Raw genomic sequence first — 13,205 nt, 5'->3', positions numbered from 1 at the left:
TTATTAAAAAGATAAAGACCCTAAAACAGGGTCTTCAGGATTATTCTATCTTCTTGTAGAATTCATATAGTAAATCAATATCTCCAGAACAAAGTGTTGGAATTGCTTTTTCAAGAATACTTTCATCCCAATCCCACCATTTCATCTCAAGCAGCAATTCAATGTGATGTTCACTAAATCTTTTTCTAATTGGCTTTGCAGGATTCCCTCCTACAATTGTATAAGGCTCCACATCTTTTGTCACTAATGCACGGCTTCCTATCACAGCTCCATCACCAATTCTGACTCCAGCCATGACCATGGCCTCTGTACCAATCCAGACATCATTTCCAATAACTGTATCCCCTGCTAATTCAAACGCATCTTTACTATTTTGAAAACATTCTACTTCTGACATGTAATAGAATGGAAAACTCGAAATCCAATCATAACGATGCCCTTGATTTCCACACATAATAAAACTAGCCCCACTTCCTATGGAACAGTAAGAGCCAATAATCAGCTTATCTACATCATCTCTGTCAGGAAGAAGATAACGGGCGCAATCGTCAAAGGAATGTCCATGATAATACCCGGAATAATAGGAATATTTACCGGCGATAATATTAGGATTCTGAATATGGTCTTGTATTATTTTGCCTTTAAAAGGACTTTCAAAGAAATTTTTCATTTTTTAGCTTTTAAATATAACAATAGAAATAAAGAGAACAGCTACAAGCCATTCTAAGAAAAAATTGATTTGTTAATTCAAAAAAGCTAACGTGTTAATTTCATAACACACAAATATAGGTAAAAAAGTATCAACTTTTCATTCATCTTTGCTTTGAAAAAGACAAAACATCACTTTTTTTAAACATTTTGACCAGCAAATAAGTTCTTCTATCAGAAATTTAAAATTAAACCCCTATAATACAATCAAATATAAATAGCTGAAAACTAAAAGACTAAACTTAGCTGATATAAAATGAAAGCCCACTGTCCACAAAAAAGAGTAAAAAAATGTTTTATCGTCAAGAATTTTATATATTTGCACCATCTAACAATTAAAAAAATAATTTACTATGTCAGACATTGCATCAAGAGTAAAAGCTATCATCGCTGATAAGCTTGACGTTGAAGAAACAGAAGTAACTCCTGAAGCTAGCTTCACTAACGATTTAGGAGCAGATTCACTAGATACAGTTGAATTAATCATGGAATTTGAAAAAGAATTTAACATTCAAATCCCTGATGATCAAGCTGAAAAAATTACTACTGTAGGACACGCTATCGCTTACATCGAAGAAGTAGTAAATAAATAATATTCTTCAACAAAAAAGAAATTAAACAAAGTTTATGGAATTAAAAAGAGTAGTTGTAACAGGTTTTGGAGCAATAACGCCAATCGGAAATAATGCAAAAGAATACTGGGAAAATCTTGTGAAAGGTGAGAGCGGAGCCGCTCCGATTACTCTTTTTGATGCCACAAACTTTAAAACCAAGTTCGCTTGTGAAGTGAAAAACTTCGATCCATTACAGCATTTCGATAAGAAAGAATCTAAAAAAATGGACCGAAACACTCAATTGGGACTTGTTGCTGCTAGAGAGGCAGTAGAACATTCTGGAATTATTGAAGATAATGTAGATAAAAACAGAGTTGGTGTAATTTGGGGCTCCGGAATCGGAGGTCTGGAAACATTTGAAACGGAAGTTTTAGGATGGGCAAATACCGAAATTCCTAGATTCAACCCTTTCTTTATCCCTAAAATGATTGCAGATATGACCCCTGGTCAGATCTCGATTGAATATGGTTTCCACGGACCTAATTATACTACAGTATCTGCTTGTGCATCTTCAGCAAATGCTTTAATTGATTCCAAGATGCTTATCCAACTAGGAAAAGCAGACGTAATTGTATGCGGAGGCTCTGAAGCAGCCGTAACAGCAAGTGGTGTCGGTGGATTTAATGCAATGATGGCACTTTCTACAAGAAACGATGATCCTACAACAGCTTCAAGACCTTTCGACAAAGACAGAGATGGATTTGTATTAGGCGAAGGTGCTGGATGTATTGTTCTTGAAGAATACGAGCACGCTGTAAAACGTGGTGCTACAATTTATGCAGAATTATTAGGAGGTGGTATGAGTGCAGATGCATATCATATGACCGCTCCACATCCTGAAGGCCTTGGCGCTTATCTGGTAATGAAAAACTGTTTGGAAGATGCAGGTTTAACTGCTGATGAAGTAGATCATATCAACATGCATGGTACTTCTACTCCATTAGGAGATATCGCAGAATCCAATGCAATTTCGAAATTATTAGGCGAGCATGCTTTTGACATTCAGATCAATTCTACAAAATCAATGACAGGCCACCTTCTAGGAGCTGCCGGTGTTATTGAGGCTATCGCTGCGTTAGGAACTATTATTCATGGTATTGTTCCTCCTACCATCAACCATTTTACTGATGATGAAAAGATAGACAGCAGACTAAACTTTACGTTTAATACTGCCGTGAAGAAAGATGTAAAAGTAGCCATGAGCAATACTTTTGGATTTGGCGGGCATAATGCTTGCGTTCTATTTAAGAAAATCTAAATTCAATGAATGGAGTTACAGAAATACTTTTCTAAATTCCTTCTCAAAAAAAGAAAAAGACAATTAACGGAAAGAGATTATTTCCTCAGTACTGAGCTTAGAAGAGTTTTAGGTACAGAGGTACAAAATATTGCTCTTTACCGCGAGGCTTTTTCTTTAAAAAATTCTTCTAAAAATCAAGACAGCAATTACGAGAGGCTTGAATTTTTGGGGGATTCTGTTTTGGGTACAATTATTTCTTGTCATTTGTTCCAGACCTATCCTCAGGCCAATGAAGGGTATCTGACACAAATGAAATCTAAGATTGTTAATAGGAAAAATCTTAATAAATTAGGTGAAGACCTTAAACTTACTGATCTTCTGCAAAAGCAGAATAATTCGTCAGCTTTAGGAGAGAATATCACCGGCAATTTATTTGAAGCCCTGATTGGCGCTGTTTATTTGGATTTCCATTATGAAGCTTGTAGAAAGATCATTTTGGAAAAACTACTGACGCCTTCTGAAATTAACAAACTTGAGAATAAAATTGTCAGCTACAAAGGTCTCCTGCTCGAATGGAGCCAGAAGAAGAAGGTAAATATAAAGTACGAAACCTGCGAGGAAATACAGGCTAATAAGGCAGTCATGTTCCGTTGTCATGTATGGCTGGGAGATGAAAAGATTGCCAATGCCACAGAAACCTCCAAGAAAAAGGCTGAAGAAAAGGCAGCACAGAGGGCTTTTTATATTTTAAATAAAAAAGAAAACATACTTGGAAATTCAAAAACTTTATGATCTTGATGATATAGAATTTGAAGATATTGCCATAGGATTGGTAAGATTAGCAAAAGATATACCCGCTCATGAGTTTTTCTACAAAATAAATCAACTTAACAATCTCAGTTTTTCTAGAAAAAAAGACTTGGTCTTTCACGGAGATTATTATGATTATTTTTTCCCAAGGTTTGAGGCTTATCATAAGTTTTCCAAGACCTGTTTCACCTTTATTTCAAATACATCTTCTGAAAGTAAACAAAAAAAAGTTCAAACCGAGCTCTTTACAGAAGAAGAAAACATTAAATTTTTATTAAATAATCAGGTAGATGTGGAATATATTCTACATAGTTCGGATCAGTTTCCTGATTTTTCCGTAATTTTGCTCCCTGAAAATCTTGTGTTTCCGATTCAAGATTATACACTGAGTTCTGATGAGGAACTTTATCAAATTATCCAGTATTATGAATAAGTATTTAAAGAAGACAAAAATTATCGCAACACTAGGGCCTGCTTCGTCATCGAAGGAGGTAATGTTAGATCTGATGAAGGCGGGTGTTGATATTTTCAGAATAAATTTTTCCCATGCAGATTACGACTTAGTTCGAAAAAATATTGAAATAATTAGAGAACTCAACAGTGAGTACGGTTATTCAGTGGGAATCTTGGGGGACCTTCAGGGACCTAAACTGAGAGTAGGTGTTGTAAAAGAAGGATCTTACCTAAACCCTGGTGACATTCTTACTTTCACTAATGAAAAGATGGAGGGAGATTCTACTAAGGTATATATGACTTACCAACAGTTCCCCCAGGACGTAAAAGTAGGGGAAAGAATCCTTATCGACGATGGTAAGCTTGTATTGGAGGTTACTGAAACCAATGAAGTAGATACTGTAAAGGCTAAAACCATTCAAGGGGGGCCTCTAAGTTCTAAAAAAGGAGTTAACCTTCCTAATACTCTTGTATCTCTTCCTGCATTAACGGAAAAAGATATTCAGGATGCAAACTTCATGCTTGATATGGAAGTAGACTGGATTGCTCTTTCTTTCGTACGTCATGCTCAGGATATCATCGACTTGAAAGAATTAATTGCAAAACATCCAAACGGTAAATTCAAAACTCCGATTATCGCGAAAATTGAAAAACCTGAAGGAGTTAAAAATATTGAAGAAATCTTATTGGAATGTGACGGACTAATGGTTGCCCGTGGTGACCTAGGAGTTGAAGTTCCAATGGAGGAAGTTCCTGCGATCCAGAAAAATCTGGTAGAGAAAGCAAGATTTTACTCTAAGCCTGTAATTATCGCTACTCAGATGATGGAAACAATGATCAATAGCTTAACGCCAACCAGAGCGGAAGTAAATGATGTTGCCAACTCTGTATTGGATGGTGCTGACGCGGTAATGCTTTCAGGAGAAACTTCTGTGGGTAGATATCCGGTACAGGTGGTAGAAAACATGGCTAAAATTGTGAAAAACATTGAAACCACTCACTTCTACCAACATAAGAATGAACCAATTGAAAAGGACTATAACTGTATCGATGAGAGATTCATTACCAACAGGGTGTGTCTTGCAGCGGTAAGAATTGCAAAAACAACAAATGTTTCTGCGATTGTTACATTGACTCACTCAGGATATACAGCTTTCCAGCTTGCAGCTCACAGACCCAACTCTCACATCATTGTATACAGTGGTAACAGAAGAGTAATTACCATGCTGAACCTTCTTTGGGGTGTTCACGCTTACTATTATGATATGAAGAAGTCTACAGATGAAACGATTATCCAGGTAAATATGTTAACGCATAATTACGGGTATATCGAAACAGGTGACTTCGTTATCAACATCAATGCGACTCCATCGTATGAAGGTGGTAAAACGAATACGTTGAGATTAACAACGGTTTAAGCAATAAGCAATAAGCAATAAGCAATAAGCAATAAGCAATAAGCAATAAGCAATAAGCAATAAGCAATAAGCAATAAGCAATAAGCAAAATTACTTTTGTCAAAGCATACAAAAAACTCCCGGAAATGGATTTTCGGGAGTTTTTATTTGTTGTATGTAAATAAGGATAATCTGCCATTGACTACGTCGAATCTTCGATTTCTGAATGAAACGCAGTGAAATGAAGAATCTCTGAGATTCCTCGATTCCTCGGAATGACATTTTTAAGTTTTAGTTCCCTACGATGGTCTTTGCTGTAACAAACTCTTTTAAAGCGTGTAAAGACAGCTCTGTTCCATATCCAGAACCCTTGGAACCACCAAATGGGAAACGTGGGTCAGAACTGGTCATTCTGTTGATATTAACGGTTCCTGATTCAAGATTCTCAATAAAGAATAACTGACGCTCTTTATTTTGAGTCCAAACTGAATTTGAAAGTCCGAAAGGAATATCATTAGCAATCTGTAATGCTTCTTCAGCATTTTTCGCAACCATCACCATTCCAAGAGGACCAAAAAGCTCTTCTTTTAGGATTGGGTTACCTTCTTGCACTCTGATTAAACCGGGTTTGAATTCATTTTCAGAAACTCTTTCCAAAGGAAGAATAATTTCGGCTCCATTTTCCAACGCCCTGTTGAACTGAGCTTCTAATTCATCAGCCAGATCTGGTCTTGCCATTCCTGCTAATTTTGTTTCTTTATCGAAAGGATCTCCGATTTCGTATTTTTTATATTCTTCAATGAAGATCGGTAAAAACTGATCTTCTATCTTTTCATCAAGGATAAATCTTTTGGCTGCAGTACAGGTCTGCCCACAGTTTTGAAGTCTTGATTTTGCTCCTGCTTTTGCTGCTGCTTCAAGATCACCATCTTCAAAAATGATAAATGCATCACTTCCACCTAGTTCAAGTAAAGATTTTTTGATGTTTAAACCAGCAATTGAAGCTACCTCACCGCCTGCTTTTCCACTTCCTGTAAGGCTTACTCCTTTTACAGCATCGTGTTCAAGGATTTCTTTTACGGCTTTGTGTCCTACTTCAAGATTCTGGAACACTCCTTCCGAGAAGCCAGCTTCCAACAAAACTTCTTCTATTGCATTACCACTTCCAAAGCAGATTGAAGCATGTTTTAAAACCACTGTATTTCCTGCTAAGATTGCAGGAACAGCAAACCTCAACACTTGCCAGAAAGGAAAGTTCCAGGGCATTACCCCAAGGATTACTCCTTTCGGAGCATAATGAACTTCAGAATAGGCAAATTCAGATTCTATTTTTTCAGGTTTTAAAATGTTTTCAGCATCAGCATAGTAATTCATCATTAAAGCACATTTCTCTACCTCCGCAATAGATTCCGAAATGGGCTTATTCATTTCAGTAGTAATGATCCTTCCAAATTTCTCTGAATTATTTTTTAATATTTCTGCGGCTTTTGCGATTAACTTCTGCTTTTCTTCAAACGGCACTTTTCGCCACACTGAAAACATTTCATCTGCTTTAACAAGCTTGTTTTCAATTAATTGTTCCATAATATAAATTCTGTTTTTAAATTCAGCTAATGAATTTATGAGCGCTTTTATTTTAAAAGCACGATAAAGTCAGCAAATTCTATTCCTTAAGGGATAATAAAAGAATGATTTTCTCTATCGGAAGAATATAGCTTTATCTTACACCATTAGCCATTCATTCACCAGACAGGCTGCCAGCCTTGCCGTCCTATCCTGAATATCGAAAGACGGATTGACTTCTGCCACATCCAGTGCAACCAGTTTTTTGTTTTTTAAGATATGCCTGTAAAAATGCATAAAGGTTGCATCTGCAAAGATACCATTATATGCTGAAGCTGAAACCCCCGGAGCGATAGATGCATTAAAAACATCCATACAAATTGTGAGATAGGCAAAATCTACATTCTCCAACAGGTCATCAATACGCTGATAAATGGAAGGAAGGTTTTCAAAAAATAATTCATCGGAAAGAATATACTTCATTCCATACTGATGCGCGGTATCAAAAAGTTTTAAAGTGTTCGAATTCCTTTGAATCCCAATATGAAGAGAATTGATAGGTCCCTCTTGAGCGATTTGCCAGAATCCGGTTCCTGAACTTGGCCCTACTCCTTTTTCTGGCTGCCTGTTATCAAAGTGGGCATCAATATTGATAATTCCTATTTTTTGTTCCGGAAAGGCTGTTTTAATCCCCAAATAATGAGCATAGGTCACTTCATGACCGCCACCAAAAACAAGTGACTTTCCACCCTTTAAAAGAACTTTTGAGACATTTTTAGCAAGATTATTCTGAGTATTCTCCAGATTACCATCTTCACAGGTAACGTTTCCAAAATCCAGCATAGAGAAATTGGGTAGAATAACAGGAAAATTAGCCATATTTTTTCGGATCACATTGGGTGCCTCTTTAGCCCCCTGACGGCCTCTATTCCTACTGACTCCTTCATCCACAGCAAAACCATGCAAAACGAAATCATTCGGTAAAATGTTGTCATAATTCTGTTCTTCTTTTACTCTCTGAAAGAGTCTGTGGAAAAGAAGTTCTTCTCCATCTAATCTACCCTGCCAAATATTTTGAAACATAATTCTTTAAAATTCAATTTTAGTCACATCATTCTATTCAGTAAAGCTAATTAATATTGTTTAGATAAAAAAACTCCTTGTATACATTATCGAAATGAATCTTATTTTATAGAAAAATTTTGATTCCTATCTCTATAATTTTGACAAAAAATGTGGAAGAGCAAATCTTCCACATTTTATCTTAAACAGCATTATTGTAATACTTAAAATACTGCCAATATTTGTCTTTAAAGATTCTGAATGAGGTGCTATATTCCGGAGTGTTATCTTTTATGTTTTTAAAAACTTTAGAAATTGCCCTAAAATCTTTCCCCGCAAAATAGCTTTCTTTAATATTATCCGCAGTTTCCCTGCCTATATAGAGATATCCTTTCTCTTTTAGGTTTTCAATGGCTTTATCTTCAATATCACCTAATTTTTCAAAATCTTCTTGCTCAGGAAGCCCATCATTATTCTCGCCGTTATAATGAAATTTCAGAACAGAAATCCATGGATAGGAAGCTTTTGCATCATAATTCAGCAATGGAAGATTCATACAGGCAATAAGAGGTTTTTCATCACCCAAGGTAGCCCTGAGGATAGAAAATTGTTCATCCACATCTGCTCTCTTTACACTTTTATATTTTTCTGTAAATTCTCTTTCCCTCCATAATAGAAAATCCTTCAGCTTTTCAATGGGAACAAGCTCTTTCTGAGCATGATCTTTTCCTATCACCGTAAATGTATCAATCTGGGTGGCAAAATTCAATTCACCTAAAAAATTATCTAAAAAAATACAAACTCCTGTAGTAGCGGCGTCTTTATTTTCAGTATTTCCATTGTAAACAAAGACCAAATCAATCTCGTCAGGATACTCTTCCTGTTCATTGGAATAGAAAAAGATATTATCTTTGGTAAATGTGTAATCGCCCATGGTAACGTTTACATTCTTTATATCCATGGCAGGTTTCAAGGCGGTAAACTTCCAATGGTCGAGTTCAGGAGCAGCTTCAATAAGTTCTTCAATGAAAACAACATTTCTGATCTCACCGTCTGCCGTAAGCACCAATTCTGCTGTGGAATCATCACTCATTCCGGTCAGAAAATAATAACCATCATTGATTTCGGTGAGCCTGGGAGCAATTTGGTCAAAAAATTCTTTCTCAATTGCTTCCTGACCACTATTTTTAACAACTTCATAAAAGTCTTTTTCCTTTGTTAAAAACCAGTTCCAAAAACCTTTATAATCGAGTTCTTTTTCTAATTGCCTTTCTTCCATTTTGATTAAGCTTTTTATATTTTAACCTACCTGCTTTCCATCTATGTAAACATGTTCAGCCTTAAGACTTCCCTGATTATAAAGAACATTCTGGAAATTATTGGTTTTAAAAGTCACAAAATCTGCTTTTTTACCTGCTTCAAGCTTTCCTCTGTCTTCAAGATTAAGAGCATAAGCAGCACGATAAGTCATTCCTGCCAATACCTCAGCGGTTGTTAACTTCTGGAAGGTTGCTAAAATTGAAGCTTGAGTAATAAGATTTCCCATAGGTGCAGATCCTGGGTTCCAATCACTAGCAATGGCTACAATGGCTCCTGCATCTAATAATTTTCTTGCTGGTGTAAATTTTTCACCTAATCCTAAACTTGCTCCCGGAAGTGCTGTTGCTACGGTATCCGATTCGGCAAGGAAGTCTATATCTTCATCAATAGTTGCTTCCAAATGGTCTGCTGATTTAGCACCAACTTCAACCGCAATTCTTGAGCTGCCTGGTGTAAATTGGTCTGCATGAACGGTTATTTCAAAACCTAAATCTTTAGTTTTAAGTAAAAATTCTTTACTTTCTTCTGGTTGGAAAGCTGATTTTTCAATAAAGATATCGACACGCTTTGCCAGGTTCTCTTCTTTTACTTTAGGAAGGATCTCAGTAAGGATATAGTTTAAATATTCCGGATTACTGCCTTCAAAATCTCTTGGCTTTAGGTGAGCAGAAAGACAGGTTGGAACTAAAGTTGCCTTTGTTGATTCCTGAGCTTTCTTAATAATACGAAGCATTTTCAGCTCGTTTTCTACATCCAATCCATAACCACTTTTTACTTCAATGGTTGTTATTCCAAGATCAACAAGAAACTTGATTCTTTCCAACAATGTTTTCAGCAATTCTTCTTCTGAAGCATTTCTGGTATGTTGTACAGAACTCCAGATTCCGCCACCACTTTCTGCAATTTCCAGATAAGTTTTCCCAGCATTACGCATCGCAAAATCATTAGCACGGTTTCCTCCGAAACAGATGTGAGTATGGGAATCTACAAAAGCCGGCAGTATCACCTGTTCTCCTTCAATGGTTTCTATTTCTACTGTTGGATTTTCATTTTTTAAAGCTTCAAAATTAGCAATTGTCTGAATGGTATCATTTTCTACAAGTATTCCTCCATCAACAATAATTTCTAATTGTTCATCAGTAAGTTTTCCTCTTAATGGAAGATTGGCAAGTGTCACAACCTGCTTAAATGGGCCTATTAATTTCATTTATTTATGGTAAAGGTTAGAAAGTGATGATCTCTATGGATAATATCAGTACAACAGATTACCCCATTCAAAATAAAATCAATCACATTTTAATTTTCCTCTCAAAAATACTTAAAATATATCAATTTCGGCCTTAGTCTCAGTCTAAACATGCACCTTCATCTTAATCTTATTTTCAAATTCAGCTTTTCTTAATCTTCATTTCAATCTTAGTCTAAATTTGTTATCTTTGAAGTAAATGAAATGAATTAATGCCAGATTTTTTACATCCAGATAAAGAAAACTACTCACGAGAGGAGTTGATGCAGGAAGAACAAATTCGTCCCCAAAGCTTTAAAGATTTTGCGGGACAGAGAAAGACGCTGGAAAATCTTGAAGTTTTTGTGACTGCTGCCAAGAGACGTGGCGGCGCTCTTGACCATGTCCTTTTGCATGGGCCTCCAGGTTTAGGAAAAACAACTTTAGCCAATATCATCGCCAATGAACTTGGGGTAAACTGTAAGATTACCTCTGGTCCTGTATTGGATAAACCGGGAAGTTTAGCAGGACTGCTTACCAATCTGGAAGAAAATGATGTTCTTTTCATTGATGAGATCCACCGTCTGTCTCCGGTTGTAGAAGAATATCTGTATTCAGCAATGGAGGATTACAAGATTGATATCATGCTGGAAACAGGTCCTAATGCCAGAAGTGTACAAATCGGGCTAAATCCTTTTACTTTGGTGGGAGCAACAACAAGAAGTGGAATGCTGACCAAACCAATGCTTGCCAGATTTGGCATTCAAAGCAGACTGGAGTACTACTCTATTGAACTTTTATCAACAATTATTCAGAGGAGTGCCAGAGTTTTGGGTGTGCCCATTTATGAAGATGCTGCTATTGAAATTGCCAGAAGAAGCCGTGGAACTCCCAGAATTGCGAACGCACTATTGAGAAGGGTACGTGACTTTGCTGAAATTAAAGGAAATGGCGAAATTGAGATCAAGATTACTAAATATGCTTTAGATTCTCTTAATGTAGATGAGTTTGGACTGGATGAAATGGATAATAAAATCATGCGTGTCATGATTGAAAATTTTAAGGGAAAACCTGTGGGAATTTCTGCTTTGGCAACTTCTATCGGAGAAAATCCTGAAACATTGGAAGAAGTATATGAGCCGTTTTTGATCCAGGAAGGGTTTATCATCAGAACTCCGAGAGGTAGAGAGGTTACCGATAAGGCGTATCAACATTTAAATATTTCAAGACCAAAAAATCCGGGCGAGCTTTTTTAACGTAAGTTCAGCCTTTTTGGTGTAAAGTTTTGAGTTTAAGATTTAAAAGAACAGTTGTTAGTTTATGTTTGTTCCTAAATTGTACAGAAGCGAAGATCTGGATGTGATGAGAGAAATTATCAAAGAAAATTCTTTTGCATTGCTCATTTCTTCTGTTGATAAAATTCGTGCTACTCATTCTATGATGATGCTGAATGAAAATGATCCGAAAAATTCTTATATTGAAACTCATATTTCCAGGGCTAATCCGCAGGCCAAAACCCTGAAAAACGGCGATGAAGTGTTATGTGATTTTTTAGGAGCCCATACTTATATCTCCAGCAGCTGGTATGACCACATTAATGTTTCCACGTGGAATTATGAAGCGGTACAGATCTATGGAAAAGTTGAGCTGATGAATCAGGATGAATTGTATGCGCATCTAGATAAGTTAACCACGAAATATGAAAATTTTCAGCAATGCCCTATGATGGTAAAAGATATGGGAAGGGAGTTTGTGGAAAAGGAAATGAAAGGAGCTTTTGGGATTAAAGTAATTCCAACGGAAATATTCATCAAACAAAAACTGTCTCAGAACCGGAAGGAAAATGATTTTAACAATATCATTTCACAACTGGTACAATCGGATGCCCAGGCTCAAAAAATTGCTGAGAAAATGAAATTAATAAAGAAATAAATCAAAATATATATGAAGTTATATCCAATACAATGTGGAAAATTTAAACTGGACGGCGGTGCTATGTTTGGCGTCGTCCCAAAGAGTTTGTGGGAAAAAACCAATCCTGCAGACGAAAAAAACCTAATCGAGTTGGGAACGCGTTCCCTGCTTATAGAAGATGGAAAAAAACTAATCTTGGTAGACTGCGGTCTGGGAAACAAGCAGGATGATAAATTCTTCGGGCACTATTCGCTTTGGGGAGATGATACTTTAGATAAAAATTTAAAAAAATATGGTTTTGTAAAGGAGGATATTACCGATGTGTTCCTTACTCACCTTCACTTTGATCACTGTGGCGGCGCTATAGAATGGAATGATGACAGAACAGGATACAGACCTGCTTTTAAAAATGCACACTTCTGGACAAATGAAAACCACTGGCAATGGGCAACAGAACCTAATGCAAGAGAAAAAGCAAGCTTCCTGAAGGAAAACATCATGCCTATGCAGGAAAGTGGACAGCTTAACTTTTTACCGCTTCCAACTACCGGAAATTATGGCTTTGCTCCTGATCTTAAAATGGATGTCATCTTTGTAGACGGACATACAGAAAAGCAAATGCTTCCGGTAATCCAGTATCAGGAAAAAACAGTTGTTTTTGCTGCAGACCTGATTCCTACCGCAGGCCACATCAATCAGGTATATGTGATGGGATATGATACAAGACCTCTTTTAACACTGGAAGAAAAAGGAAAATTCCTGAAACAGTGTGTAGATAATGAATATTTATTATTCTTTGAACATGATGCTCACCATGAGCTAGCTAGTCTTAAAATGACTGAAAAAGGAGTAAGACTTGACGAAACGTTCAGTTTTAATGATGTTTTTGGTTATTAATT

At 36.4% G+C, this 13,205-nt stretch carries 13 protein-coding genes; 8 read left to right on the top strand and 5 right to left on the bottom strand.

Annotated elements, in window-relative coordinates:
* Nucleotides 1–40: 40 nt before the first annotated feature.
* A complete protein-coding gene (catB, locus tag AC3HD6_RS12185) occupies nucleotides 41–670 on the bottom strand; it encodes a type B chloramphenicol O-acetyltransferase (RefSeq protein ID WP_488896576.1) in 630 nt (209 codons plus the stop codon).
* Nucleotides 671–1,061: 391 nt separating this feature from the next.
* Between catB and AC3HD6_RS12180 the strand changes: the two genes are divergently transcribed.
* The 5 genes from AC3HD6_RS12180 to pyk are packed head-to-tail and all read left to right on the top strand — an operon-like array spanning nucleotide 1,062 to nucleotide 5,243.
* Nucleotides 1,062–1,301: an acyl carrier protein gene (locus AC3HD6_RS12180; RefSeq protein WP_002976354.1), complete on the top strand. Its 240-nt coding sequence runs from the start codon at nucleotides 1,062–1,064 to the stop codon at nucleotides 1,299–1,301.
* Between the two features lie 34 nt (nucleotides 1,302–1,335).
* The gene (fabF, locus tag AC3HD6_RS12175; RefSeq protein ID WP_068944786.1) at nucleotides 1,336–2,580 is read left to right on the top strand and encodes a beta-ketoacyl-ACP synthase II; all 1,245 of its coding nucleotides are present in this window, start codon (nucleotides 1,336–1,338) and stop codon (nucleotides 2,578–2,580) included.
* Nucleotides 2,581–2,589: 9 nt separating this feature from the next.
* Nucleotides 2,590–3,354, top strand: coding sequence for a ribonuclease III (rnc, locus tag AC3HD6_RS12170; protein WP_488896575.1), 765 nt, complete (start codon nucleotides 2,590–2,592; stop codon nucleotides 3,352–3,354).
* Entirely contained in the window at nucleotides 3,332–3,805 is a 474-nt protein-coding gene (locus AC3HD6_RS12165) for an IPExxxVDY family protein (RefSeq protein ID WP_068944788.1), read from the top strand. Before rnc ends, AC3HD6_RS12165 begins: the two co-directional genes overlap by 23 nt.
* Complete coding sequence (pyk, locus tag AC3HD6_RS12160; RefSeq protein ID WP_488896574.1) at nucleotides 3,798–5,243, top strand: pyruvate kinase; 1,446 nt, start codon at nucleotides 3,798–3,800, stop codon at nucleotides 5,241–5,243. Before AC3HD6_RS12165 ends, pyk begins: the two co-directional genes overlap by 8 nt.
* A gap of 270 nt (nucleotides 5,244–5,513) precedes the next feature.
* On the opposite strand, the gene AC3HD6_RS12155 is transcribed toward pyk, so the two are convergent.
* The 4 genes from AC3HD6_RS12155 to hutI all read right to left on the bottom strand — a co-directional run bounded on the left by AC3HD6_RS12155 (nucleotide 5,514) and on the right by hutI (nucleotide 10,374).
* Nucleotides 5,514–6,806 (bottom strand): aldehyde dehydrogenase family protein, encoded by a 1,293-nt coding sequence (locus AC3HD6_RS12155; RefSeq protein ID WP_488896573.1) that lies wholly within the window; start codon nucleotides 6,804–6,806, stop codon nucleotides 5,514–5,516.
* Nucleotides 6,807–6,944: 138 nt separating this feature from the next.
* Nucleotides 6,945–7,868, bottom strand: a complete 924-nt coding sequence (hutG, locus tag AC3HD6_RS12150; RefSeq protein ID WP_488896572.1) for a formimidoylglutamase — start codon at nucleotides 7,866–7,868, stop codon at nucleotides 6,945–6,947.
* 181 nt (nucleotides 7,869–8,049) lie between these two features.
* Nucleotides 8,050–9,126 carry a DUF695 domain-containing protein gene (locus AC3HD6_RS12145; protein WP_488896571.1) on the bottom strand — a complete coding sequence of 359 codons (1,077 nt, stop codon included), beginning with the start codon at nucleotides 9,124–9,126 and terminating at the stop codon, nucleotides 8,050–8,052.
* A gap of 21 nt (nucleotides 9,127–9,147) precedes the next feature.
* Nucleotides 9,148–10,374 (bottom strand): imidazolonepropionase, encoded by a 1,227-nt coding sequence (hutI, locus tag AC3HD6_RS12140; RefSeq protein WP_488896570.1) that lies wholly within the window; start codon nucleotides 10,372–10,374, stop codon nucleotides 9,148–9,150.
* Between the two features lie 251 nt (nucleotides 10,375–10,625).
* On the opposite strand from hutI, the gene ruvB reads away from it, so the two are divergent.
* The 3 genes from ruvB to AC3HD6_RS12125 all read left to right on the top strand — a co-directional run bounded on the left by ruvB (nucleotide 10,626) and on the right by AC3HD6_RS12125 (nucleotide 13,203).
* The gene (gene ruvB / locus AC3HD6_RS12135; protein WP_488896569.1) at nucleotides 10,626–11,648 is read left to right on the top strand and encodes a Holliday junction branch migration DNA helicase RuvB; all 1,023 of its coding nucleotides are present in this window, start codon (nucleotides 10,626–10,628) and stop codon (nucleotides 11,646–11,648) included.
* 64 nt (nucleotides 11,649–11,712) lie between these two features.
* Nucleotides 11,713–12,324 (top strand): FMN-binding negative transcriptional regulator, encoded by a 612-nt coding sequence (locus tag AC3HD6_RS12130; protein WP_488896568.1) that lies wholly within the window; start codon nucleotides 11,713–11,715, stop codon nucleotides 12,322–12,324.
* Between the two features lie 12 nt (nucleotides 12,325–12,336).
* A complete protein-coding gene (locus AC3HD6_RS12125) occupies nucleotides 12,337–13,203 on the top strand; it encodes an MBL fold metallo-hydrolase (RefSeq protein WP_488896567.1) in 867 nt (288 codons plus the stop codon).
* The last annotated feature ends 2 nt before the right edge of the window (nucleotides 13,204–13,205 follow it).

Source organism: Chryseobacterium sp. II3a, from assembly GCF_057815135.1.
This window is presented reverse-complemented; position numbering and strand designations above follow the sequence as displayed.

Excerpts from the sequence above, each read along its gene's own strand:
- AC3HD6_RS12145 (WP_488896571.1), bottom strand. The coding sequence starts at position 9,126 with ATGGAAGAAAGGCAATTAGAAAAAGAACTCGATTATAAAGGTTTTTGG.
- hutG (WP_488896572.1), bottom strand. The coding sequence starts at position 7,868 with ATGTTTCAAAATATTTGGCAGGGTAGATTAGATGGAGAAGAACTTCTT.
- fabF (WP_068944786.1), top strand. The coding sequence starts at position 1,336 with ATGGAATTAAAAAGAGTAGTTGTAACAGGTTTTGGAGCAATAACGCCA.
- AC3HD6_RS12155 (WP_488896573.1), bottom strand. The coding sequence starts at position 6,806 with ATGGAACAATTAATTGAAAACAAGCTTGTTAAAGCAGATGAAATGTTT.
- rnc (WP_488896575.1), top strand. The coding sequence starts at position 2,590 with ATGGAGTTACAGAAATACTTTTCTAAATTCCTTCTCAAAAAAAGAAAA.
- catB (WP_488896576.1), bottom strand. The coding sequence starts at position 670 with ATGAAAAATTTCTTTGAAAGTCCTTTTAAAGGCAAAATAATACAAGAC.
- pyk (WP_488896574.1), top strand. The coding sequence starts at position 3,798 with ATGAATAAGTATTTAAAGAAGACAAAAATTATCGCAACACTAGGGCCT.
- hutI (WP_488896570.1), bottom strand. The coding sequence starts at position 10,374 with ATGAAATTAATAGGCCCATTTAAGCAGGTTGTGACACTTGCCAATCTT.
- AC3HD6_RS12125 (WP_488896567.1), top strand. The coding sequence starts at position 12,337 with ATGAAGTTATATCCAATACAATGTGGAAAATTTAAACTGGACGGCGGT.
- AC3HD6_RS12130 (WP_488896568.1), top strand. The coding sequence starts at position 11,713 with ATGTTTGTTCCTAAATTGTACAGAAGCGAAGATCTGGATGTGATGAGA.
- ruvB (WP_488896569.1), top strand. The coding sequence starts at position 10,626 with ATGCCAGATTTTTTACATCCAGATAAAGAAAACTACTCACGAGAGGAG.
- AC3HD6_RS12180 (WP_002976354.1), top strand. The coding sequence starts at position 1,062 with ATGTCAGACATTGCATCAAGAGTAAAAGCTATCATCGCTGATAAGCTT.